Raw genomic sequence first — 22,363 nt, forward strand, 5'->3', positions numbered from 1 at the left:
CTGATCGGATCGCTTCACCGCGCGAGGAACGCGCGCATCTCGGAGACGACCTCCGCCTGTCGCGGAAGCCAGAGGTAGTGCCCCGCGCCCTGGAGCGTCACGAGCTTCCAGTTCGGCAGGCTCTTCAGCAGGGCGTCCTGGGCGGCCTCGTGCTGGCTCAGCTCCGGAAGGAACGCGCGGGCCCGCTCGCGCAGTTCGGCGGGGACGTTCTCCGCCTGGGACAGAAACGCCACCCACCCCGCGAAGGCCTGGTCGTCGGAGATGGCCAGCACCGGGCCTCGCAGCTTCGCGTAGTCCGGCAAGGCCGCGCCCCGGATGCACTGCTCCGTGGCCTCCGGCAAGCGGTGGTAGCGCAGGTACGCGCCCGTGCCAGCGTCGAACTCATACGCCTGATCAATCTCATGCGGAGGGAACGGTCCGCCCAGGTCGCGCGCCAGCAGCGCCGTCACCGCTTCACGTGACGGCTGCCCGTCGAGCACGGTGAACGGCAGCGGCGGCAACGGGCCAGGCTTCAGGAACTCGGCGATCTCCCCCTTGTTGTCGATGGCGTCCAGGAAGATGAGCGCCTCCACTCGCTCTGGATGATTCAGCCCCATCCAGTTCAGCTCATCCCCCGCGAGCGAATGCCCCACCAGCGTCGCCTTCGCGAGCCCCAGGCCCTCCATCGCGGCCAGCACGTCGTGCCCCAAGGTCGCGCTGTCGTAACCCGTGGCCGGCCAGCTCGACGCGCCGAAGCCGCGCCGGGTGAAGGCATAGACGTGGTGCGTAGCGATGAACTCCGGCGCCAGCACGTCGAAGACATGGGCCGTGCTGCCCATGCCCGGCAGGAACACCAGCGCCGGCCCCTTGCCGCCGTAGTCGAGCACCTCCAGCTCGACCTCCGGGGCCACCCGCACCCGGCTCACCTGGTGCAGTGGGTCCGCCGTGCCGCCAGGCGGCGGTGACGGCGTGGTCGCACAGGCGGAGAGCAACAACACCCACGACAGACGAAGCCAGGACGTTCGCATGGGCGGAAACCTTTGCATGCCCCACCGCGACAACGGAACGGGCTCAAGCCTGCAAATCAGGCCCAGCTCGACTTCAGCGTAATTTTCCAACCCTCGCTGAATCCCCCCTGGAGACAGATGATTCGCTCGAACTGGATGACGTGGTCCCCTGCCCTGCTGGTGTCCGCGGGCCTGATGCTGGCCGCGTGCGGTGGCCCGGAACTGGAAGCTCCTGGGATGGACGTGTCTGCCATTGGCACGGTGGAGGGCGAAGCGAACTCGCCCATCTACGATCGGGCGCGCGCGTACGCCGCCGCCAATCCCAAGCGCGACGGTGGTTCGTGGAACCAGTGGTGCGGTTCGCTGATGGTCCGCTTCGGGCAGCTTCCGGACTCCGCCGTACGCCCCACGGCCATCGAGGCCTACCGCGCTTCGCGCATCGTCTCCACGGACGCGTCCAAGGCGCTGACGGGGGCCTTCCACTGGTGGGACATCGGTTCCGCGGGCCACGTGGGCGCGGACCTGAACGGCGGCGGCGGCACGGTGTTCATGGCCACGTACAACCTCTCCCAGTCGTGGGGGGATGCGATTGGCGTCAACAGCGTCTCCGGCTACTCGTCGAAGACGGGCGCGCGCTACCTGGGCTGGTCCATGGACTACGCGGGCGGGAAGATCGCCGGCGGCGGCCAGTCTCCGGGCGGCGGTTCGAGCAGCCTGCCGCAGACCACCACCGAGTTCGACGGCATCCCGGGTGAAATCTATTACAAGCGCATCCAGACGGTGGGCAAGCGCGACTACGGCTACACGGGCCCCATCGACGGCGTGACCGGGCCGAACACGGAGAAGATCCGCGTGCGCATCACCGCGCGAGAACTGAACCGGCGCGGCGGCCCTCGCACCTCCTCCGAGGACGATGGCATCCCCGGCTCCATCTACTGGACCCGCGTGCAGACGGTGGGCCGGTCCTTCGGCTACACCGGCCCCATTGACGGCCTCCCCGGCGCGAACACGTACAAGGCCGAGCACATGATCTGCGCGTACGCCGTGAACCGCGCGTTCTGATGTCGCCCGGTGCCCCACGGCGCGGTGCGTGATCCGCGCCGTGGAAAGCCTTGCCCCCTCTTCTCCCCGGTCGCCATTCGCGGCGGCCTCGGGGTAGCCTGCGGGCCTCTCCACGGAAGAGGGGGCCCATGAGAGTCGTGTCGTCCATCCTGGAATCCGTCACCGTTCACGCCGAGGGCGCGCTGTGCACGCGCGCGTTCGTGCTCTCGCCCGAGGACGGTCACCTGCCCGGCCAGGTCCGCATCGACGGCCTGCCGTTGTCCCTGCGCACGGGTTCGCTGCGCGCCCGGGTGGTGGAGGGGCCTTCGGACCTCCTCGTCCGCGACCTCAAGCCCACGTTCGATGTGCGGATGCCGCCAGAGTCGGCGCTGCCCGCGGAGCAGCACGCGCTCGAAGCGGCGGAGGCCATCCTGGCGGCCGTGCATGGCCGGCTGGAGCGGGTTCGCGCGGAGATCTCGGCGCTGCGCGGCCTGACGCCCACCTGGCCGGCCCCGCGCAAGGGCCACCTCCCGCGCGAGGCACCGCTGTCCTCGATGCTGTCCCTCACCGGCTTCGTGGACTCGGAGCTGGCGGAGCTGCAGGCCCAGGAGCTGGACCTGGCGCGCCAGCACCGCGACGCCACGAACGAGCTGGAGCTGCGCCGTCGCCGCGTCCAGGAGCTGTCCTCCGCGAAGAGCGTGGACCGGACCCGGCTGTTCCGCGCGGCGCTGCTGACGCTGTCCGGCCCCATCGCCGCGAACGCGGACGCGCGGCTGGTGCTGGAGTACGCGGTGGCCGGCGCGCGCTGGGTGCCCACCTATGACCTGCGCCTGCCGCGCACGCTGGAGGAAGGCACGCTGCGAATGCGCGCCGCCGTCGTCCAGCGGACCGGCGAGGACTGGAGCGGCGTGCGTCTGGCGGTCTCCACCGCGAGCCTGGAGCGGCGCGCGGAGGTGCCCGAGCTGAAGTCGCTGCGCATCGGCCGCAGCCAGCCGGCCCCCGCGCGCTCGGGGTGGCGTGAACCCGCGCCGGGCCTGGAGGAGCTGTTCGCGGGTTACGACACCCTGCACGTCGCCCGCCCGGAGCCGGTCCTTCCCAAGCCTCAGCCGCGGCCCATGCCGGTCATGCCTGAAGGCGCCTACGAGCAGGAGAAGAGCTACAAGGAGGAGTCGGCCTCGTACGGAGGCGCGCCCGGAGCGGCGCCCAGCATGTCCGCGCCTCCTCCGCCGGCGCCCATGGCGCCGGCACCGAAGTCCTCGGGGGCTTTTCTGGGAGCGGTTCGTCCCTCGGCGTCCCGCAGCGTCACCGGCGCCGTCCCGGCACAGAGCATGCCCGCACCCCGCGGCGGTGGCGGCATGGATCGCATGCGCAACAAGAAGCGCGCGGTCGCGGAGGACGACTTCGATGGCGCCCCGATGGAGGACATGTCGATGGACGAAGGCGAGGGCGGCGGCGGCGATGAACTCCGGAGCGCGGTGGGCCTGGAGCCGGCGGACCGTCTGTTCGACTACGACTCGCTGACGCTGGCCTCCGCGGCCTCCCAGGCGCAGCGCGGCCGGTTGCGTCCCCGCTCCGCGCTCGTCTCCCAGGCGATGCTGTCCATCACGTCGGTGAACGTGCAGGTAGAGGTGGTGCGCCTGGAGGCCCAGGCCTTCGTCATCGCCGAGTCCGTGAACAGCGTGGCGCCCCCCACCTGGGCCGTGCCGCCACACGACTCCGCCCGCCACTTCGATGCGCGCTTCGACTCGGACGCCGTCGCGGACGTGCCGTCCGATGGCGCGTGGCACACCGTGCCCATGCTGACGGTGCCTCTGGTGCTCCAGGCCGAATACGTGTGCGTGCCCTCCGTGGAGCCGCGCGTCTTCCGCACGGTGCGCCTGGACAACGCCTCGCCGCATCCGCTGCTCGCGGGGCCGGTGGACGTGACGCTCGGCGACGAGTTCCTGATGACGTCGCCCATGCCCACGCTGGGGCCGGGCGAGACGCAGCGGCTGGGCCTGGGCGTGGAGGAGGCGCTCCAGGTGGCGCGCAACACCCGCTTCGACGAGGCCACGGGCGGCATGTTCGGCAACAGCACGGTGCTCACGCACCACGTCTCCGTGGAGGTGGCCAACCACCTCTCCCGCGCCGCGAACATCGCCATCTCCGAGCGGATCAGCGCGATCCCCGAATCCCAGAAGGACATCAAGGTGGAGGAGGCGGAGGTGGCACCGCCCTGGCAGAAGGCCACGCCGCTGCCGGGTGAAGAGGCGGTGGAGGGCGAGCGGGTGTGGCGCGTGAGCGTCCCCGCTGGAGAGAAGCGTTCGATGAAGGCGACGTGGGTCGTGAAGCTGCCCGCCAGCAAGATGCTGAACGGCGGGAACCGGAGGACGTGATGCGCACTTCCATTCTGTTGCCCCTGATCAAGGTGACGGTCCTGGAGGACCGGGCGCTCGTCGAGCGCAGCGGCACGGTGACGCTGCCGCCGGGCCCCTGCCGTCTCGTGGTGGACGGGCTGCCGGCGGTGGCGGTGGACCGCTCGCTCCAGGCGAAGCTCACCGGCGGCATGGTGACCCAGGCCAGCCTGCGCCGTTCCATGCGCGCGGTGCTGCCCGAAGCGCTGCGCGAGCACCACTCGGAGCTGGCCCGCCGCGCCTTCGAACGCGAGCAGGTGTTGGCGCGCGCCCAGGCGGAGGTGCGGCGCCTGGAGGCGAAGCACGGCCTGCTGGAGACCGCGCGCCGGGACATCCTCCGTTCCATCTCCGAGCGCACCGGAGCCGGTGAAGCGGATCCTGCGCGATGGAAGGAACAGCTCGCGACGGTCCGCCAGGAGCAGACCGCTGCCGACGATCACCTGCGGCAGGCCCGCCGTGAGCTGGGGCGCCTGGAGCGGCAGCACATCCAGGAGTCCCGCGACGTGCTGTCCCGCACGGAGATGCCGGAGCCCAGGCTGGACGTGCGCGCCGAGCTGGACGTGAGTCACGCCGCGGGCGGTGAAGCGACGTTGACGCTCAGCTACCTGGTGCCGTGCGCCGCGTGGCGGCCGGCCTACCGCGCGGTGTTGGGTCTCGCGGAGGCGGCGTCCTCGGTGAAGTTGGAGTGCGAGGCCGTGGTCTGGCAGAACACCGGCGAAGCGTGGAAGGACGTGACGCTGGCCTTCTCCACGGCGCGGCCCACGCTGGGCGCCACGCCGCCCCGGCTCACGGAGGACTGGCTCTTCCTGCGGGAGAAGACGTCGCGCGAGAAGCAGGTGGTGGACGTCTCCATGCGCGAGGAGTCCCTCCAGGAGACGGGCGAAGCGGGAGCGACGAAGGCGGCGGACGCGCTGCCCGGCATGGACGACGGCGGCGAAGCGGTGACGCTGTCCGCGCCGCACAAGGCCACGGTGCCGTCGGACGGCGAGGCGCACCGCGTGGCGCTGTTCGCGTTCACGTCGCCGGCCACGTCGGAGCTGGTGGCCTGCCCGGAGCAGTCACCGCTGGTGCACCGCGTGGCGAAGTTCGACAACACGGGGCCGGCGGTGTTGCTCGCGGGGCCGGTGGACCTGGTGCGCAACAGCGGCTACGTGGGCCGCGCGCAGCTGAAGTTCGCGGGCCGGGGCGAGCGCGTGAAGCTGGGCTTCGGCAGCGAGGACTCGCTGCGCGTGTCGCGGCAGGTGGACGTGGGCGAGGAGGTCGCTCGCATCACCGGCCGGCGCACGCGCACGGAGAAAGTGAAGCTGTTCATCTCCAACATGGGCGCCAAGCCCACGGCGCTCGCGGTGGAGGAGCGCATGCCGGTGTCGGAGGTGGAGGCCGTGGAGGTGGCGCTGCTCAAGGACGCCTCGAAGCCCGCGCCCACGAAGGTGAGCGCCGAGGGCATCGTGCGCTTCGAGCTGAACGTGCCAGCGCGCTCCCGGCAGACGGTGGACTTCGGCTTCACGGTGGCCCGCGCCGCGAAGGTCGCGGGCCTGTAGGGAATCGCCACGCCATGCCCTTCGCGACGAAGTCCGGCCGCCGCATCCACTACGAGGTCCAGGGCCACGGCCCTCCCCTGCTGCTCCTGCACGGCCTGCTCCAGTTGGGCTCGCACTGGTCGCTCAAGGGGTACCTGCCCGCGCTGACGGATGCGTACACGGTGGTGACGTTCGACTCGCTGGGGCATGGCCAGAGCGACACGCCGCACGACCTGGAGGCCTACGCGCTGAAGCATCGCGTGGAGGACGCGCTGTCGGTGCTCGACACGCTCTCCATCGACCGGGCCCACGCGTGGGGCTACTCGATGGGCGGATGGACGGTGTGTGGCCTGGCGTCCTTCGCGCCGGAGCGGCTGGCCTCGTACGTGGTGGGCGGATGGGACCCGGTGGTGGGATTGCCCGTGGCCTACGCGGCCATGGAGAAGCAGCTCAAGCCCGGTACCCGCGTGGACTGGTTCCAGGTGCTCCTGCTGGGAGCACGGCGCGCGCCGGAGCTGGCGGCGGCCATCGACGTGGGAGACCTGGACGCGCTCCGGCTGTGCATGAAGGCCTGTGAGACCTCGGCGGGCCTGGATGAGGCACTGGTGCAATCCGGCAAGCCAGGGCTGCTGTACTGCGGCGTGACGGACCCGTACCACGACTCCATGAGGGCCGTAGCGGAGCGGGCCGGCGCGGCGTTCGCGACCATCGAGCATGCCGACCACGGCGGCGCCTGGGCGAAGGCGCCCAAGGTGCTGCCCCACGTCCTGCCGTTCCTCGCCTCCTTCACACGGCCCTGATCAATTCGCGGATTGGATGGCGATCACCCGGACGTCGAAGTCCTTGCACCCGGCGTCCTTGCAGATGCCGTTGAGCCACGCTTCGCCCTGGCCGAACATCACGCCGTCGGCGTTGACGAAGAGGTCCACGTAGCGCTGCCGGGTGATGACGTTGGCGATGGCCGGCGTGACGATGACGTCGTAGTGCCTCACGAACGCCGCGGCGTCGGGCAGCTTCACCTTCCTGCCGCCCACGTTCGCGGTGAAGGGATACGCCACCAGGGCCGCGACCGCCTTCGCGTCGTGCGCGGCCACCGCTTTCTGGAACGCCGCGAAGGCCTGTTCGTACTTCGCGGGTTCTCCGAGGACGCTCTGGATGCGGGCGTTGACGTCTCCGGTTCCGGCATCCGGCGTACCGGTGACGACATTGGGAGCGACTGGCGGCGCGGTGGCTGCCGGTGTTTCAGCGCGTTGACAGGGAGCCGCTGACACAAGAACAAGGGCGGCAAGCCGCGTGGGCTTCGTCTGCATGAGTTCCCCCCGCCAGGGCAGGCTGCTCGCTCTCCTGGCAAAGACAAACTCTATAGAGCCCGATACGTCTCAGCTCACGCCTTGGACCAGCGTCCATAGCTGGCGTCTCGCGGCCGACTGCGGGACTCGCCGGAATAGTGCATCACGGACAAAGCGCGCGGCTCGATTCTCCCACTGGGCCACACGTCCCACCTGATGTGAGCGCACGACCAGCGCGTTGGCACGTTCCACCCGGCGGGATTCGTATGCACGCAGTGCGTCCTCCACGCTGCCCGGCGCCGCGAGACATTCCCCCAGCACCACGCCATCCTCGATGGCCTGACAGCCGCCCTGCCCCAGGTTCGGTGTCATGGGATGCGCGGCGTCACCCAACAGCGTCACCCTGCCCCGGCTCCAGCGAGAGACCGGCGGACGGTCGTGGATGTCCGTGCGCAGGACGCGCTCGGGTGGCGTCGCCGCGAGCAGCTTCGCGATGGGCGCGTGCCATCCGGCGAAGCGCTCCTGGAGGACGGCGAGCGTCTGACCCGGCGCATCCTCCGCCCCCGCGGGCGCGTTCAGCGTGGTGTACCAGTACACCTCGCCATGGCCGATGGGCACGATGCCGAAGCGGGCCCCGGGTCCCCACGTCTCGGTGAACTGGCCCGCCTCCACGAGGTCCGCCCCCGGGCAGACACCGCGCCAGCTGGTGTAGCCGGAGTAGCGCGTGGGCTGCGCGCCCAGCAGGCCGGTCCGCACGGCGGAGCGCAGGCCATCCGCGCCCACCAGGACGTCGCCGGTGACGGTCTCGCCCGTGGAAAGCGTCACCGTGACGCGGGCGCCGTCATCCTCGAAGCCCGTCGCGCTGACACCCAGCCGCACGGCCTCCTCCGGGCCCGCGTGGGCGCGAAGGACCGCCTGGAGGCGCGCGCGATGGACGGCAACCATGGGGATGTCCAACTCCTCCTGGAGCGAGCGCACGTCGATGGCGGTGATACGAGCGCCCGTCGAATCGAGGATGAGGGTCCGCTCGGCGCGTTCGCCCTCCGCGACCACCGCGTCACACAAGCCGATGCGGCGCAGCGCGACCGCGGCGTTCATCTGCACGATGATGCCCGCGCCCACCGGGCGCAGCGCGTCTGCGCGTTCGAACACCGTGGCGCGAAGGCCCGCGCGCTGGAGGGCACAGGCTAGCGTGAGGCCTCCAATGCCTGCTCCGGCGATGAGGACGTGGCGGGTGGATGCGGACGTCATGGCGGCCTCCGGTCATGCCGGCGCCACGGGTCAACCGAACCAGCGGCCGGCGTCAGGAGCAAAGACTCGCACGCGTTCGAGCAGCGACGCCGGCAGACGGGCCTGGAGCGTCGCGTGGACCTGCGCGGGGCTGTAAGCCTGACTGAAGTGCATCAGGACCAGGGCCTCGTTCTGGAAGCGGTCCGCCATGGAGGCGATCTCCTCCAGGTGGATGTGGGCCCGCTCTTGCGCGTCGCGCACGGTGCGCTCCGCGTCGATGAACGTGCATTCGAGGATGAGCACGCGGCTGTCGAACAGGGACGGCTGGCGCTCCAGCACGTTGGAGAGGGTATCCGTGCAGTAGGCCAGCTCCAGGCGTTCGACTTCATCGAACAGCGGCTCACCGGCCTGGCGACGGCGGCCAATCTCCGCCGGAGGCAGCTCGCGGAACTCCGGCTTGAGCTTCGCGACACGGCGCAGGAACTGGTAGCCCAGCGACGGCACGGGATGGTGCGTGCGAAAGGCGCGAACCCACACGTCCTGCTGCACCTTCACGGTGTCGCCGGGTCGCAGGGGAACGGTGCGGACCTCCGACTTCATCCGGTGCAGGCGCCCCAGGGCCGCGAGCGCCTCCTGCACGGGCTCTTCAATCTCCGCCGGCAGATAGACGAACGGAGGCCCCTTGCCCACGAGCGCGCGGATGCCCAGCAGCGAGCCCAACGCGCTCGCATGGTCCGCATGCCCGTGGCTGAGGAAGATGCGGTCCGTGGTGGCGAAGGAGCGGATGGGGATGCCCGCGTCGAGCAGCACCCCCAGCTCCGGCACCAGGAGCGACGTGTACACGCCGCCCACGGACACGCCGCGCACGGTATAGGGTCCCGCCTGCACCTCGGTCAGCATGCGCGGAAGCCTACGCCGATCAGTTCTTCGCGCGCTCGTACTGGTGCGGCCACAGCACGTCCGCGCGCAGCTCCTTCGCGGCGCGCAGCGGCCAGTACGGATCCCTCAACAGCTCGCGCGCCAGGAAGACGACGTCCGCCTGGCCCGTAGCCAGGATGTGCTCGGCCTGGAACGCGGAGCGGATCATCCCCACCGCGCCCGTGAGCAAGCCTGTCTCCTTGCGCACCTGCTCCGAAAGCTGCGTCTGGTAGCCCGGCCCCACCGGAATCTTCGCGTACGGCACCACGCCGCCGGACGAGCAATCCATCAGGTCCACGCCCTCCTTCGCAACCAGCCGCGCCAGCGCCACGGAGTCCTCCGGCGTCCAGCCGCCCTCCACCCAGTCCGTGGAGGAGATGCGCATGAAGAGCGGCAGCGACTCCGGCCACTTCGCCCGCACGGCGCGCGTCACCTCCAGCGCGAAGCGCGTCCGGTTCTCGAACGTGCCGCCGTACTTGTCCGTCCGCTTGTTCGACAGCGGCGACAGGAACTCGTGCAGCAGGTAGCCGTGCGCCGCGTGCAGCTCGATGACCTGGAACCCCGCGGCCTTCGCCCGCACCGCCGCGTCCGCGAACGCCTGCACGATGCGCTGGATGCCCGCCTCGTCCAGCGCGGTGGGCGCCGGATAGCCCTCATCGAACGCCTCGGTCGTGGGCCCCAGCACCTGCCAGCCGCCATGCTCCGGGTCCACGCGCTTGCCCGCGTCCCACGGACGGGGCGTGGAGGCCTTGCGGCCCGCGTGCGCCAGCTGCACGCCGGACGCGGCGCCGTTCTGGTGCATGAACCGGTTGATGCGCGCCAATTGCTCCACGTGCGCGTCCTTCCACAGCCCCAGGTCCTGCGGCGAGATGCGGCCCTCCGGCTCCACCGCCGTGGCCTCCGTCACCACCAGCCCCGCGCCCCCCACCGCGCGGCTGCCCAGGTGCACCACGTGCCACTCGTTCGCGAAGCCGTCGTCGCTCGAGTACTGGCACATGGGCGAGACGACCACGCGGTTGCGCAGGGTGATGTCCCGCAGCTTCAAGGGGGAGAACAGCTTGCTGCTCATGTCGGATCCTTTCGGGGAAGCGAAGGGGTCTGCTCTGGCAATCCCAGCGCCGTGCGCACCTGGGCCGTGCTCTTGCCCAGCCAGTGCCGGCGCTGGTTCTCCTGCGTCGTGAGGCTGCGCGTCTCCATGCGGTCCACGTAGAGCGTGCCGTCCAGGTGATCCAGCTCGTGTTGGATGATGCGCGCGTACCAGCCGCGCGCGGACACCGACACCGGCTGCCCGTTCTCATCCAGCGCCTCCACCCGCACGCCACGCGCCCGGGCCACCAGCGCCGCGAAGCCGTTCACGCTCAGGCAGCCCTCGTGGAACTCCACTGGCGTAGCGTCCTCCACCACGAGCTTCGGGTTGATCAGCACGTGGAAGGCCACCGGCGAGCGCTCCCGCAGCGCCAGGTCCGCGGGCGCCGCGCCAGCCTGGTACTCGGCGCGGTCCTCGATGACCACCAGCCGCAGGCCCACGCCCACCTGGGGTGCCGCGAGCCCCACGCCGGGCGCGTCCCGCATCGTGTCGCGCATCAGTTGGATGAGCTGCCGCGTCGCTTCGCTGCCGATTTCTTCCGGGGTCAGCTCCCGCGCGCGCTGGCGCAGCACCGGTTCCCCCGCCTGGACGATCTTGAGCACCATGGTGGCCCCACCGTAACAACCGCTCTCCCGCCGCGCCGCAACGCCGTGGGGCCGGCATGGGCCCGGCCGCCCGGCTCCTCACGAAGAGGGCGGCCCCTGGCGTGGAGGGGTACCACTGACGGTAGGCTGTGTCGCACCATGGCTCGCCGCAAGAAGGCCGACGAAACCACCGCGCGCGTGCGCAACCTGCTCGCCCTCGACGCCGCCGGCATCATGCGCCGGCTGGCCGCACGCAGGGAGGACATGTTCCTCCTCTTCTCCCGCCTGCGCAGCCGCGGCCCGCTGGTGGAGACGGTGGCCTCGCGCTACGCGGACGGCGCCTTCGCCCAGCTCATCCACCTGACCGAACAGGAGCAGGCGGTGGTGGACCACTTCTACGGGCGCCTGGACGAGCTGCGCTGGTACTTCACCTACACCGAGGACATGCCCGGCACCGCGCACCAGACGTTCAACTCGCTGCACCGCCGCCTGGAGGAGAGCTACCGCCTCTTCGTGGACACCCTGGGGCTGCCCGTCCAACCCGACGGTGTCCGCGTGGTGAACGCGGAGGCCGTGCGCCAGGAAGCCACGGCCCCGGAGGCCACGCCCGTGGCGCTCGCCCCGCTGCCCCGCCGCCGTCGCGCTCCGCCCGCCTGACGCTAGGCCGCGGAGGCCTCCGCGCGAGCGTCCGCGGCCGACATCCCGGGCGCCGCGGCCTTCACCAGCCGCTTCATGGACGCCTTGCCCACGACGACGTCCACCATCTTCCGCGCGCGCGTCCAGACGCTCTCCTGCACGTACGGGATGCCGTACTTCTCGCAGAGGGCGCGCACATGCGGCTGCGCCTCTCGGTACTTCAGCATCGGCAGGTCCGGCCAGAGGTGGTGCTCGATCTGGTAGTTCAGCCACAGGTGCGCGAAGTCGTTGAGGTCGCCGCCCGTGCGGTAGTTCGCGCTGCCCACCACCTGCTGCACCATGCGCTCCGCCTTGTTCGCGGGCGCGGAGTCGAAGCGGTACAGGTCCTCGCCGGTGTGGTTGGGGCCCACCACGAAGAACGTGTGCAGGTTGGTGACGACGTCCGCCAGCACGGAGTTGCAGAACACGCTGAACGCCGCCCACGGCCCCACCACCAGGAACGCCGCCGGATACAGCCCGAAGAAGACGGTCGCGTACGGCAGGTAGCAGCGCGTGAAGAGCTCCCACAGCTCCGTGCGCGTCAGCGCCCCACCCTCGCGGCGGCCCTTGCGGCGCAGCGAGCCCAGCGTCTCCGGCGCGTAGTAGCTCGCGCGCCAGGTGACGGCCAGCAGCGCCAGTTGCACGTAGCGCAGGGCCAGCGGCCGGCCGGTGTCACGCAGCGAGCCCTCCGCGTTGCGCTCCAGGAGGTCCGGATCCGCGTCCTCGCCGGTGTGCGAGTGGTGCAGCACGTTGTGCTCGAAGACCCACGCCTCCGGCAGCATCCAGTCCAGCCAGTCCACGAACCGGCGGTTCCCCTTCGCGAAGCCCTTGCTGGTGCGCGACGCGGGCATGCCCGGCACGCGGTCATAGCCCCGGTGCCCCACGTGGTGCATGAGCAGCCAGCGCGTGGAGCGGCCCAGGCCCAGCGCCACCGCGGAGAGTGGATTGGGAGCAATCCACGCCGTGGCCACGCCCAGCACCGAAGCCACCTTCCCCCACCACTCCATCTTCCGCAGGTGCGCCTTGTCCGCTTCGCCCAGGTTCGCGTCCAGCTGGGCGCGCAGCGCCTTCAGCTCCGCGTAGAAGCCCTCCACGTCCACGGAGGCCAGGTCGAAGTCAGGGGTGGCGCGGGACATGCGAAGGGACTCCTCGAAAGCGGGACGGGGACCACGGCCGATGCGGGCCGCACGGTAGCCTCCGCCAGCGCTCACGCAAAGCGTCACGTCCCGCTCACCCGCTCGCCGGGCGACGGGGCAGCACCAGCTTCGCGATGAGCACCTGCAGCACGTCACCCTTCTGGTTGCGCGTCTCGCTGCGCACGGTGGCGATGCCCCGGTCCGGCCGCGTGCGGGAAGGGATGATCTCCAGCACCTCGCTCTCGACCTGGAGGATGTCCCCCGGGCGCGTGGGCCGGGGCCAGCGGATCTCCCCGCCCGCCCCCACGATGCCGCCCTTGAAGGGCAGACCGCTCTGGACGTTGAGCTTCATGGTGAGCGCCGCCGTGTGCCAGCCACTCGCCGCCAGCCCTTCGAACAGCGTGTCCTTCGCCGCGGCGTCGTCCAGATGGAAGCCCTGCGGGTCGAACTCCCGCGCGAAGGCGATGATCTGCGCCGCGTCCAGCGCGTGCGTGTCACTGAAGAACTTCTGCCCCACGGACAGGTCGTCCAGGAACAACTCCTGGCGCCCGCCCTCCGCCGTCGATGCCATGCCCGCGTCCCTCCGGGACGGATGCCCGCCCACATTATGAGCATAATCCGTCCATGACCTGGGCGCTCGTCCGGGTGCCACTGTTCTCCAGGTCGCACGGGGGGCCGCCCTCGGGTCGCTCCGGATGCCGAACGTTGAACATCGCGCGCCCGCACCGGCGGACGCTCGTCGAAACAACCAGCGCCCGCGGCCCGTGGAGTATGAGCAGTGCGTGCCTCTCTCCTGCTTCCGCCGTCACCTGTCCGTCCTCGCCGTGGCCCTGACGGGTCTGGCGGCTCCCGTCGCCCACGCCGACGAGGACACGCCCGTGTCCCCCATCGACCGCTCCCAGGTCGGAGAGGTGACGGTGGAGGGCGCGAACAAGACGACGTCCGGGACGGTGCGCTCGTTCGGACAGGTGGGCGTGGGCGACGAGGTGGACAGCGAGGAACTGGAGAAGGTGGAGCGGCGCCTGTTGGCCACCGGCCTCTTCCAGGAGGTCCGTGTCGGCACCGAGCCGATGCCCGACGGGCGCGTGCGGCTGGTGCTGCGCGTGAAGGACAAGGCGTCGTGGGTGGTGGCCCCCACGGTGGCGCTGTCCTCCGCGAACACCGGCGGCGGGCTGCTCTACGCGGAGAACAACCTGGGCGGCCGCGCGAAGAAGTTCGCCGTCGCGGCGCAGGTGAGCACCGGCGAGAGCGGCCTGTACGTGGGCTTCCTGGATCCGATTCTCTTCGGCCTGCCGCAGCTCAAGTTCAGCCTGGAGGGACAGCTGAAGAGCGACCGCGTTGACGAGTACAGCATGGACGCCAGTGAGGACGACCCGGAGATCCTCCGGCGGACGCGCTTCAACTCCGCGTCCATCAGCTCCGAACTGGGCTTCATCCTCTTCGAGCGCGTGCGCGCGGCGGCGAAGTACCGCCTGGCCAGCATCGACGCGAAGACTCCGGATCCGGAGATGCCGGTGACGGTGCCGCCGTTCTCCACCGGCCCTGCCATGCGAGACACGTCGCTGCGCCTCATGGTGGGCCTGGACTCACGCCAGACGCTGCACGCGGTGACGGAGGGGCTCAACCTGGAGGCCTCCTACGAGGTGTCCACCCCGGGCGTGTGGAGCGAGTTCGACTACCGCAAGTTCGGCCTGCTCTATCGCCACGGCATCCGCTTCTTCACGGAGCACAACCTGGTGCTGCGCGGTGAGATGGTGCTGGGCAGGCACCTGCCCTTCCAACAGGAGCTGGTGATGGGCGGCAACACGCTGCGCGGCTTCCAGTACCGGCAGTTCCGCGGAGATAGCCGGCTCACCTTCACGGCCGAGTACCACTTCCCCCTCTTCAAGGTGCAGTCGCTGGCCTTCCGGGGCGTGGCCTTCTCCGACACGGGCGCCATCGCGTGGTGGGATGTGCCCGAGGACGGAAACCTGCGCGACGCCAACGGACGCGTCATCCGCAACTACCTGCGGGAGACCATCACGGGCCAGAACGCCGTCACCGTGGCCCAGGGCGTGGGCGGGGGCCTGCGGCTGTACCTCAACAACGTCGTGCTGCCCCTGTTGGGCGTGGACGTCGCCTACGCCGTCAACTCCGGCCAGGTGCGCTTCTACCTCGTGGCCGGAGTCACGCCCTCCTGAGACGGCGCGCTAGCCGGCGCGGGCAGCGCTCGCGTCCGCGTCCGGCTCAGGCTCCGGAGGCGGCACCACGCCGGGCCACGCCTCCGGCGGCAGGTCCAGGCTGAACGGCGGTGACTCGCCGCGCACCGTCCACCAGAGCGCCTTGTCCGCGCACAGCGCCTGCGCGATGCGGCCGGACGTCGTGCGGACGCGCTCCACGACGGCCTGGTGCTCCTCGGGCGTCTGCGCCTCCAGCATCGCGACGACGTTGTCCCAGACGCGCTGCCGCCAGACGATGAGCATCCGCATCACCGCCCGCTCCATCACGGGGCGGCTGAAGGGCACGCGCAGGAGCAGCCGCGTGGACGCGCACTGGTAGCGCTCCGCGAGCAGGTCCACGCAGTCCGGGATGCACGAGCGGAGGATCTCGTTCACGTGGAAGTAGTCATGCCGGTAGCGCGCCATGCGGCGTGCATCCGCCGGCGGCGACTGGTGGGCGATGTTGTCGTAGACGACCATTCCCAGGTCGTGGTTGATGTGGGCGCTCACGCCCAGCAGCGCGTCCTGGTACGGCTGCGTGAGACCCTGGGCCGGGTAGTGCGTCGCGAAGCGCCACGCCGCGGTGGGCAGCGGCAGGTTCTTCAGCGAGTCCCTGACGGCGATGAGCGCTTCCTCCGCGAAGCGGCCCGTCAGGTGCGACAGCCACTCGGGCTCGAGGAAGCCGCCCGCGTCATCCCGGTTCAGCAGGTGGACGACCTTCCGCGTGACGATGGCGTAGATGTCCAGGAAGATGGCGCGTGAGTCATCCCGCGCGTTCAGCCGGCCGAGGATCTTCTCCAGACCCTCCAGCGCCTCCTCGGCGTTCACTGGATTCCAGAGCACGTCATCCAACCGGATGGGCTCCTGCGCGTCCGGGGACTTCGTCTCGTGGAGGTGAAGCGGCTGGGGGTGTTGCGACCGGTGAGCCGAGGGGGAGGCCGGTGAAACATTCATGGAATGACGCTCCGCGGGGTGGGGGAACGACTTCACATGAAAGCTTATCTGAACCGGCCCTTCCTGTGACGACACCCACCCGGAAGAAATACGGTGTTTCACCAGACCCCCGCGTGTTGACACTCACGCGGGGGCCTTTGTCACATCGATGTCAAACTCAGGGCGTGGTGCCTTCACTCACGGTGCCGCCCGTCCTGCCCAGGACGTACCGGGCGAGCGCGAGGGCGTTGTTCTCGTCGACGAGGGACTCGTAGGTGGGCATCTGCGTGCCGGGCTTGAAGGACTCCGGGTTGCGGATCCACTTCGCCACTTCCTCAGGAGCCTTGCCCTTGGCGCCCTGGAGCTTGGCCTCGTAGGCCTTGCCGGGGGCGTGGCAGGTCGCGCAGCCCAGGGAGCTGAACATCTTCTCCGGGTCGTTGGAGGGCTCCGCCTTGGGGCGGCCACCGGCGGGGGGCGGCACCACCGTGTCGTTGGGCTTCATGGAGCGCAGGAAGGTGTAGATGGCGGTGAGCTCCACGTCGTCCGCGTAGCGGTACTTGGGCATGGGCGCGCGCAGGATGTGGCCTGCGGGCGTCACGCCCGTGCGCATGGCGTGCTTGAACTCATCCAGCGTCCACTTGCCGATGCCGGCCGTCTCACTGATGGTGATGTTGGGCGACAGCATCTTGCCCTCGCCACCCAGCGGCGTCAGGTCGAACTCGAAGCCGCCGCTCAGCACGGTCTCCGGCTTCAGCATCTTCGCCGCGCTGCCCTCGAAGCCCGGCGAGTGGCAGAAGACGCAGTCGTAGACGCTGGCGGACACGTACTGGCCGTACTCCACGGAGTCCGCCGCCTTCGCGGGCACGGGCACCGCTTCCGTGCGGCCCTTGTCGTTGATGCCCATGGCGAAGGAGAACACCATCCGGCCCATGGGGGTCAGCGTGGAGCGCGGCGGCTGGGCCTTCTCCGGCGCGAAGTCCGGGTGACCCGAGCGCATGAACCCGATGACCGCCGCCAGGTCCTTGTCACCCATGTTGGGGAACGCGGGCATGGGGCGCACGTGGTGGCTCTTGTCGATGGCGTTGATCACCATGCGGGCGATCTCCTGGTCCGTCCAGGCGCCCACGCCCTTCTCCGGGTCGGAGGTGATGTTCGCGGAGTAGAACGTGCCCAGCTCCGGCGGGAAGTCGTGCATCTGCACGCCCGTGGGCTTGGTGTTGCCACCGCCCGCGTGACACTCCGCGCACACCGCGCGGAACACCTGCTCACCGCGGGCAATGCCCTCCGGCGAGCTGTCGCGCGTGATGTTGGGCAGCGCGACGTTCTCATACGTCTTGTTGATCTTGTGGGTGGCCACGCCCATGGCGGAACCCGCGCCAATCAGGACCAGGGCGACCAACGCACCAATGGCGATCAGGATCTTCTTCATCATGGGGAACGCTTCTCCGGATGAACGGGGACGGCACACGGCGCTCCGTCTGCTCCACGGGGGAGGAGTGGACAGAGCGCCGGTGTTGGAACGGGTGAGGCGGCTACTGGCCCGGCAGGCAGGTGCTGGGCGGGGGAATCGAAGGCGTCGTCGAGGGCGTCTTGCTGTACATCTGGAGGCCGGCGAACGTCACGCTGCCCGGGGCCACGGGGAGATCCAGCGGCTGGAGCACCCACGGGCGCCCTTCCGGGTCGCTCGTGGTGGAGTCCACCGCTTCGTAGTGGACCACCGGCGGCGGCCCCATCGGCGGCAGCGGCAGCGGCGGGTGGACGACGGCGACGAGGCCCAGGGAGCTGTTGGGCGCCGGCGGCCCCGGCGGGATGAAGAAGCCGCGCGTGGACTGGAACGGCGCCAGCGGCGGCGGCAGCGCGCCCGGGGGTGCCCACTCGATGTTCAGCACGCGGCCCGCGCTGGCCACCACGGTGGTGTTCGCCGCTGGCACGCGGAAGACGGGGAAGCCCGGCCGGTACAGCCAGAACACCGTCACGCCGCCGAAGCGGGCCGGGTTGAGCAGGTCCGCCACCGTGGTGGGCGTGCCCTCGGTGGTCAGGTACTTCGCGACCGCCTCCAGGATGCCCTTGTCGCTCATCTGCAGGGCCTCCAGGCCCACGCAGGCGCTGTGCGCGGGCACCACCGGCCGCACCGTCAGCGTGGGCACGTAGTTGCCCTCCGGCACGGGAGGCAGCGGCGGCAGCGGCGGCCCCGCAGGGGCATTATTGGCCAGCGTGCCGCTCGGCACCCCTGGCAACGCCGACGACAGCACGAAGAACGGCGCGCCCCGGCGCGTGGGCACCTTGTCCAGGGTCCAGACGCCATGGGCGTCCGAAGCAGCGACCACGCCGCTCTCCGCGAGCACCTGGCCCGTGGCGCTGTCCAGCAGGGTGATGGTCGCGTTCTGCACCACCGCGCGCTGCAGGAGCGGGCTGAACTCCGCGTACAGCGGCGGCAGCGGGCACTGCGCGGGCGGCGGCGCGCAGGCCGCCAGGTTGAAGAAGTAGGCCTCCGGGTCCACGGTGAAGCCGTTCAGCCGGGAGGTGAGGCCCCCCGGCTCGCGGTTTTCATACGTGGGGCGCGGCGTGAAGGTCGACGCCGTGGGGTTGTTGGAGGATTCCTGGCAGCCGGCGTTCAGCAGGGCCGCGCCGAGGAGCGTTCCGACGAAGAGAGCTCTTTGCATGGCGGGTTGCTTCCCCTACTTCGCGGGGAGGATGTGGCTGGCGGGAAGCTGATCGCCGCCGTGGCAGGTCTGCGCGCAGTTGCCGAACCGGCTGGGCGTGCCGCGCTGGTTGAAGGCGATCTGGAAGAACTCGTCCCCGTGCTGGGAGATGTGGCACGAGCCGCACAGCGACAGACTGGGACGCTCCGTGCTCTTGCGCGTCAGGTGGCACACGGTGCAGTCCGCGCGGTTCGCCGGGTAGGTGGGCGAGTTCATGTGGATGCGGTGCACCATCTCCTGCGTGCGGCCCACCGTGTCCGTGTCGTAGTGGTGGCAGACCTTGCAGCTCTCGATGTGGTCCACCGACAGGCCGTGGCGCAGGTTGTCCAGCGACAGCACGCCGCGGTGGCACAGCTGGCAGTTGCCCACGTTGCCCGGGTACGTCGTCGGCTCGTCCTGGCCCACCTGGAAGAAGAACGGGTTCAACTTGGCGACGCGCTCGCCCAGGGACGCGCGGTTGAACTTCACCAGCGCCACGTAGGTGCCCGGCTTCGCGTTCGCGGGCAGCGTGAACGTCTGGCGGGTGGGCCACTTGTAGTCGATGAGGCCCGGCGTCAGCCCCGTGAGCGTGGCGTCATCCAGCATCGCGAACGGGAACGGCCGGGCGAAGAACCCGGGCTTGTCGCTGGGGTTGCCCAGCACCTTGAGGTCCTGGATGGGACCGGCGATGGCCACGTTGGAGATGGAGTCGTTCTCCCCGACGGTCGCGATGACGTTGGGGACGAAGGTCTGGATGCCGTTGGACTGGCCGCCGATGATCTCCCGCGCGCTGGGCAACAGGTCGCGCGAGTGCAGGTGCGCGCCCGCGCTGTCGCGCAGGTCCACATAGACGCTCACGTCCTCGCCGGGCTTGTAGAAGCTGCCCTCCTTCGGGGGCGAGAACACCAGCCGCGAGTCCAGGCCCGGGCTGCACTGCACCGGGTTGCCGGCGTCGTCGGTGCAGGTGGACGGGCGGTCATCCGGGGTGATGTACGTGACGGGGAAGAAGAACGGCTTGTCCGGCAGCTGGCTCCAGGTGGCCTTGAGCGCGCCGGGACCCGTCAGGCGCGGCACGCGCAGCACCTTGAAGGGGTTGGTGCTGCCCACCCAGTCCACGCGCGCGATGGTGCGCGTGATGGCGCTCTGGTCCAGACCGCCCGTGAAGCCCGTCACGGTGCCGGGGTCCTTGTCACCGGGGAAGCGCGGCGGCTTCAGGTTCTCCGACCGCCAGGAGAATCGGCTGTGGCCGGCGTAGGGCGAGGAGGCCAGCAGCTCCGAGCGCAGGTACGTCTGGCTCGCGCGCGGGGTGCCCGTTTCGTCCAGCACCTCCACGGTGATGGTGTCGTCCTTCACCTTCTGCCAGTTCGCGTTGCCGAACTGCACCTCGCGGGTCCAGCAGTCCTCCACCGCGCCCGCGAGGCTGTAGAAGCTCCACTCGTCCGGGCCCTGGTTGACGTCGGTCCAGTCCAGGCCCGCGAACACGGACTGGTTCTTGATCCACGCCAGCGCGGCGGTCTGGTCGTTGGGGTCGTTGTGCTGGTTGACCACGGTCTCCGACACGGAGAACTGGTTCAGGAAGTACTGGGTGTCCGACAGGATCTGCAGCGTCCCCGCGGGAGGCGACTGTGTCAGCGGGTTCTGCCCAAGCGGCGTGATGCACGTGTCCGGATACCCCGGGGTCACGCTGTTCTTCGCCACCATCTGCCCGTTGGGCAGGAAGGCGCAGCCGTTGATGTACTGGAGGCTCAGCCGGATCGCGCCGGAGTTGAGGCCCTGGTACGGGTCGAACCGCTTGGCGCCGCGGCCCGTGGTGGACCCCTCGTCATCGGTGACCTTGAGGAGGTTGCAAGACAGCAGGGGCACCAGCAGGGCGCACCACGCGCTCTTCAGCAGGATTGAGCGGTTCATGGAAGACGAGGCCGGAGACAGTCAGGGGGAGGAAAGGGAGCAGGTGTCCTCACGCGCGGGCCCACGCGACCCACCTTCCCCGACGCCGCCAGCGCTCCGCCTCGCGGAGACGGTGAGGCCAGGGAAGGGTTGGGAGGAGAACACCTCATCGGTTTGAACTGACCACATTATGAGAGGCTGCGCAATTCGTTGACTTCAGATCGCACGAGGGAATGGAGCCCCGCGGACGGGTGACTCAGGGCGTCGGATGGGCCAGGGCGGGCTGGGCGCCGCGGGCGGCCTCGGCGGCGTCGCGCTTGAGGCCCACGAAGGTCCACATGCCGCCGCCGAAGTCGATGCAGGCGAAGAAGCCCATGATGGGAGGGCACTGCCCCAGCGCCGTGCAGATCAGCACCACGCCGGTGATGAAGGTGCGGCCCACGACGGCCCAGTGGAAGAAGGGGCGGATCTCCCGCACCGCGGCCTGGTGGGACATGAAGGACAGCGACGTGAGCAGCGAGCCGAACATGCGCACGGCGAAGTGGTGCGGATCCGCGGGGTCCGGCTGCATGCCCGCCACGGTGAGGAAGGTGGCGGGGCTCAAGAGCGTCAGGAGCGCCAGCGGCACCGTGTAGAAGGTCCACCCGTAGAGGGACCGGGCGGCATGACTGAGCGAACCCCAGGCGGGGAAGACCTTCGGCGCGAAGAACACGGGGGACTCCGGAGCGGGCGACAACGGGGGATGGAACGCGAACGGGCGGGGGCCTGCGAGTCTAGAGCAATCAGAGGCTGAGGCCGGCGGACAGGAGCACGGCGAACACCAGCCCCAGCCCCGCGGTGCGCCCCAGGTGCGGGTTGAGCGCGCCGCCGTCCTCCCGCCAGATGGCGCGGATCTGCACCGCCGCGAGCGGCAGGCCCGCCAGCGTGAAGAGCCACGCGCGCGGATGGGCCGGCGACAGCGCCCAGGCCATCAGCGGCAGCGCGAACGCCCCGGCCACCGCGAGCGTGTACTCCCACTGGCCGAAGCGGCGGCCGAAGCGCACCACCAGTGTGCGCTTGCCGGCGAGCACGTCCGTCTCGCGGTCGCGCAGGTTGTTCACCGCGAGGATGCCCGCGGCGATGAGCCCCATGGACAGGCCCGCGAGCACCACGTCGCCGGAGAGATGGTGGGTGAGCACCCCGTAGCTGCCGGTGACGCCCAGCAGGCCGGAGATGAGCAGCACCAGCACGTCCCCCAGGCCCATGTAGCCCAGCGGCACGGGGCCCGCCGAATAGAGGACCGCGCCCGCCAGGCAGACGGCGCCGCCCACGAGCACGGGCCAGCCCCCTGCCTGCGTCAGCAGCAGTAGCGCGAGCGCGGCGCCGGTGAAGGCCAGGGCCGCGGCGGCCGCCACCTCGCGCGAGGTGAGCCAGCCCTTCTGCGTGACGCGCGCGTCCCCCAGCCGCGCCGAGGTGTCCGCGCCGCGCTCGAAGTCCGAGTAGTCGTTCACCAGGTTGCTGACGATCTGCGCCAGCATGAAGCCCACCAGGAAGGTCAGCGCCGGCACCGGCCGCCAGCCCCCTTCCACGTTGGCGAAGGCCCACCCCACCAGAGTGGGCGCGATGGACGCGGTGAGCGTCTTGGGACGCAGCGCGACCCACCAGATGCGGGCCAGCGAGGGCTTGGCTTCGAACGCGACACTCGACGACGGGAGACTCGGAGTGGCCATGGATGTCCGGGGGAGGGCAGCAGGCGCACGGTAAAGCTACAGGCCGGCAAACCGCAAGAGGACCCAATACTTCACATCGGTTTCCCTCATGTATCA

The 22,363-nt window shown here is 70.2% G+C and carries 20 protein-coding genes; 6 read left to right on the forward strand and 14 right to left on the reverse strand.

Annotation, left to right across the window (positions count from 1 at the left end; genetic code table 11):
- Window positions 1–14 precede the first annotated feature (14 nt).
- Entirely contained in the window at window positions 15–1,007 is a 993-nt protein-coding gene (locus D7X99_RS02850; RefSeq protein ID WP_121776366.1) for an alpha/beta fold hydrolase, read from the reverse strand.
- Between the two features lie 117 nt (window positions 1,008–1,124).
- Between D7X99_RS02850 and D7X99_RS02855 the strand changes: the two genes are divergently transcribed.
- The 4 genes from D7X99_RS02855 (at window position 1,125) to D7X99_RS02870 (ending at window position 6,740) form a co-directional block, all read left to right on the forward strand.
- Complete coding sequence (locus D7X99_RS02855; RefSeq protein ID WP_233601405.1) at window positions 1,125–2,048, forward strand: hypothetical protein; 924 nt, start codon at window positions 1,125–1,127, stop codon at window positions 2,046–2,048.
- A 128-nt stretch (window positions 2,049–2,176) separates the two neighbouring features.
- A complete protein-coding gene (locus D7X99_RS02860; protein WP_121776367.1) occupies window positions 2,177–4,402 on the forward strand; it encodes a DUF4139 domain-containing protein in 2,226 nt (741 codons plus the stop codon).
- Entirely contained in the window at window positions 4,402–5,961 is a 1,560-nt protein-coding gene (locus D7X99_RS02865; RefSeq protein ID WP_121776368.1) for a mucoidy inhibitor MuiA family protein, read from the forward strand. Before D7X99_RS02860 ends, D7X99_RS02865 begins: the two co-directional genes overlap by 1 nt.
- Before the next feature lie 14 nt (window positions 5,962–5,975).
- On the forward strand, window positions 5,976–6,740 hold the full coding sequence (locus tag D7X99_RS02870; protein WP_121776369.1) for an alpha/beta fold hydrolase: 765 nt from the start codon (window positions 5,976–5,978) through the stop codon (window positions 6,738–6,740).
- Here D7X99_RS02870 and D7X99_RS42210 read toward each other — a convergent pair whose 3' ends face one another.
- The 5 genes from D7X99_RS42210 to def all read right to left on the reverse strand — a co-directional run bounded on the left by D7X99_RS42210 (window position 6,741) and on the right by def (window position 11,069).
- Window positions 6,741–7,250 (reverse strand): hypothetical protein, encoded by a 510-nt coding sequence (locus tag D7X99_RS42210; RefSeq protein ID WP_147476011.1) that lies wholly within the window; start codon window positions 7,248–7,250, stop codon window positions 6,741–6,743.
- A 69-nt stretch (window positions 7,251–7,319) separates the two neighbouring features.
- Window positions 7,320–8,480 carry an FAD-dependent monooxygenase gene (locus tag D7X99_RS02880; RefSeq protein WP_121776371.1) on the reverse strand — a complete coding sequence of 387 codons (1,161 nt, stop codon included), beginning with the start codon at window positions 8,478–8,480 and terminating at the stop codon, window positions 7,320–7,322.
- Between the two features lie 30 nt (window positions 8,481–8,510).
- Window positions 8,511–9,359 carry an MBL fold metallo-hydrolase gene (locus D7X99_RS02885; RefSeq protein ID WP_121776372.1) on the reverse strand — a complete coding sequence of 283 codons (849 nt, stop codon included), beginning with the start codon at window positions 9,357–9,359 and terminating at the stop codon, window positions 8,511–8,513.
- Window positions 9,360–9,378: 19 nt separating this feature from the next.
- Window positions 9,379–10,446 carry an NADH:flavin oxidoreductase/NADH oxidase gene (locus D7X99_RS02890; protein ID WP_121776373.1) on the reverse strand — a complete coding sequence of 356 codons (1,068 nt, stop codon included), beginning with the start codon at window positions 10,444–10,446 and terminating at the stop codon, window positions 9,379–9,381.
- Window positions 10,443–11,069, reverse strand: coding sequence for a peptide deformylase (def, locus tag D7X99_RS02895; RefSeq protein ID WP_121776374.1), 627 nt, complete (start codon window positions 11,067–11,069; stop codon window positions 10,443–10,445). The genes D7X99_RS02890 and def overlap by 4 nt, the downstream gene beginning before the upstream one ends.
- Window positions 11,070–11,207: 138 nt before the next feature.
- Between def and D7X99_RS02900 the strand changes: the two genes are divergently transcribed.
- Window positions 11,208–11,705 (forward strand): hypothetical protein, encoded by a 498-nt coding sequence (locus D7X99_RS02900; protein WP_121776375.1) that lies wholly within the window; start codon window positions 11,208–11,210, stop codon window positions 11,703–11,705.
- Window positions 11,706–11,707: 2 nt separating this feature from the next.
- Here D7X99_RS02900 and D7X99_RS02905 read toward each other — a convergent pair whose 3' ends face one another.
- Window positions 11,708–12,859, reverse strand: coding sequence for a fatty acid desaturase (locus tag D7X99_RS02905; protein WP_121776376.1), 1,152 nt, complete (start codon window positions 12,857–12,859; stop codon window positions 11,708–11,710).
- 94 nt (window positions 12,860–12,953) lie between these two features.
- A complete protein-coding gene (locus D7X99_RS02910; RefSeq protein WP_120574267.1) occupies window positions 12,954–13,430 on the reverse strand; it encodes a MaoC family dehydratase in 477 nt (158 codons plus the stop codon).
- A 211-nt stretch (window positions 13,431–13,641) separates the two neighbouring features.
- Between D7X99_RS02910 and D7X99_RS02915 the strand changes: the two genes are divergently transcribed.
- A complete protein-coding gene (locus D7X99_RS02915) occupies window positions 13,642–15,039 on the forward strand; it encodes a BamA/TamA family outer membrane protein (protein WP_233613059.1) in 1,398 nt (465 codons plus the stop codon).
- A gap of 9 nt (window positions 15,040–15,048) precedes the next feature.
- Here the strand turns inward: D7X99_RS02915 and D7X99_RS02920 are convergent, their stop codons facing one another.
- From D7X99_RS02920 to menA, 6 genes are all read right to left on the reverse strand, one after another.
- Complete coding sequence (locus D7X99_RS02920; RefSeq protein ID WP_169849224.1) at window positions 15,049–15,900, reverse strand: DUF5995 family protein; 852 nt, start codon at window positions 15,898–15,900, stop codon at window positions 15,049–15,051.
- A gap of 268 nt (window positions 15,901–16,168) precedes the next feature.
- Window positions 16,169–17,422 carry a cytochrome c gene (locus D7X99_RS02925; RefSeq protein ID WP_121776379.1) on the reverse strand — a complete coding sequence of 418 codons (1,254 nt, stop codon included), beginning with the start codon at window positions 17,420–17,422 and terminating at the stop codon, window positions 16,169–16,171.
- A gap of 100 nt (window positions 17,423–17,522) precedes the next feature.
- Window positions 17,523–18,653 carry a hypothetical protein gene (locus tag D7X99_RS02930; protein WP_121776380.1) on the reverse strand — a complete coding sequence of 377 codons (1,131 nt, stop codon included), beginning with the start codon at window positions 18,651–18,653 and terminating at the stop codon, window positions 17,523–17,525.
- Window positions 18,654–18,668: 15 nt separating this feature from the next.
- Window positions 18,669–20,579, reverse strand: coding sequence for a hypothetical protein (locus D7X99_RS02935; protein WP_121776381.1), 1,911 nt, complete (start codon window positions 20,577–20,579; stop codon window positions 18,669–18,671).
- A 235-nt stretch (window positions 20,580–20,814) separates the two neighbouring features.
- Window positions 20,815–21,270 (reverse strand): hypothetical protein, encoded by a 456-nt coding sequence (locus tag D7X99_RS02940; RefSeq protein WP_121776382.1) that lies wholly within the window; start codon window positions 21,268–21,270, stop codon window positions 20,815–20,817.
- A gap of 70 nt (window positions 21,271–21,340) precedes the next feature.
- A complete protein-coding gene (gene menA, locus D7X99_RS02945) occupies window positions 21,341–22,267 on the reverse strand; it encodes a 1,4-dihydroxy-2-naphthoate octaprenyltransferase (RefSeq protein WP_121776383.1) in 927 nt (308 codons plus the stop codon).
- Window positions 22,268–22,363: the final 96 nt, after the last annotated feature.

It is taken from the genome of Corallococcus sp. AB032C (assembly GCF_003668935.1).
GTDB classification, from domain to species: Bacteria; Myxococcota; Myxococcia; order Myxococcales; family Myxococcaceae; genus Corallococcus; species Corallococcus exiguus.

Excerpts from the sequence above, each read along its gene's own strand:
- D7X99_RS02850 (WP_121776366.1), bottom strand. The coding sequence starts at position 1,007 with ATGCGAACGTCCTGGCTTCGTCTGTCGTGGGTGTTGTTGCTCTCCGCC.
- D7X99_RS02855 (WP_233601405.1), top strand. The coding sequence starts at position 1,125 with ATGATTCGCTCGAACTGGATGACGTGGTCCCCTGCCCTGCTGGTGTCC.
- D7X99_RS02860 (WP_121776367.1), top strand. The coding sequence starts at position 2,177 with ATGAGAGTCGTGTCGTCCATCCTGGAATCCGTCACCGTTCACGCCGAG.
- D7X99_RS02865 (WP_121776368.1), top strand. The coding sequence starts at position 4,402 with ATGCGCACTTCCATTCTGTTGCCCCTGATCAAGGTGACGGTCCTGGAG.
- D7X99_RS02870 (WP_121776369.1), top strand. The coding sequence starts at position 5,976 with ATGCCCTTCGCGACGAAGTCCGGCCGCCGCATCCACTACGAGGTCCAG.
- D7X99_RS42210 (WP_147476011.1), bottom strand. The coding sequence starts at position 7,250 with ATGCAGACGAAGCCCACGCGGCTTGCCGCCCTTGTTCTTGTGTCAGCG.
- D7X99_RS02880 (WP_121776371.1), bottom strand. The coding sequence starts at position 8,480 with ATGACGTCCGCATCCACCCGCCACGTCCTCATCGCCGGAGCAGGCATT.
- D7X99_RS02885 (WP_121776372.1), bottom strand. The coding sequence starts at position 9,359 with ATGCTGACCGAGGTGCAGGCGGGACCCTATACCGTGCGCGGCGTGTCC.
- D7X99_RS02890 (WP_121776373.1), bottom strand. The coding sequence starts at position 10,446 with ATGAGCAGCAAGCTGTTCTCCCCCTTGAAGCTGCGGGACATCACCCTG.
- def (WP_121776374.1), bottom strand. The coding sequence starts at position 11,069 with ATGGTGCTCAAGATCGTCCAGGCGGGGGAACCGGTGCTGCGCCAGCGC.
- D7X99_RS02900 (WP_121776375.1), top strand. The coding sequence starts at position 11,208 with ATGGCTCGCCGCAAGAAGGCCGACGAAACCACCGCGCGCGTGCGCAAC.
- D7X99_RS02905 (WP_121776376.1), bottom strand. The coding sequence starts at position 12,859 with ATGTCCCGCGCCACCCCTGACTTCGACCTGGCCTCCGTGGACGTGGAG.
- D7X99_RS02910 (WP_120574267.1), bottom strand. The coding sequence starts at position 13,430 with ATGGCATCGACGGCGGAGGGCGGGCGCCAGGAGTTGTTCCTGGACGAC.
- D7X99_RS02925 (WP_121776379.1), bottom strand. The coding sequence starts at position 17,422 with ATGATGAAGAAGATCCTGATCGCCATTGGTGCGTTGGTCGCCCTGGTC.
- D7X99_RS02930 (WP_121776380.1), bottom strand. The coding sequence starts at position 18,653 with ATGCAAAGAGCTCTCTTCGTCGGAACGCTCCTCGGCGCGGCCCTGCTG.
- D7X99_RS02935 (WP_121776381.1), bottom strand. The coding sequence starts at position 20,579 with ATGAACCGCTCAATCCTGCTGAAGAGCGCGTGGTGCGCCCTGCTGGTG.
- menA (WP_121776383.1), bottom strand. The coding sequence starts at position 22,267 with ATGGCCACTCCGAGTCTCCCGTCGTCGAGTGTCGCGTTCGAAGCCAAG.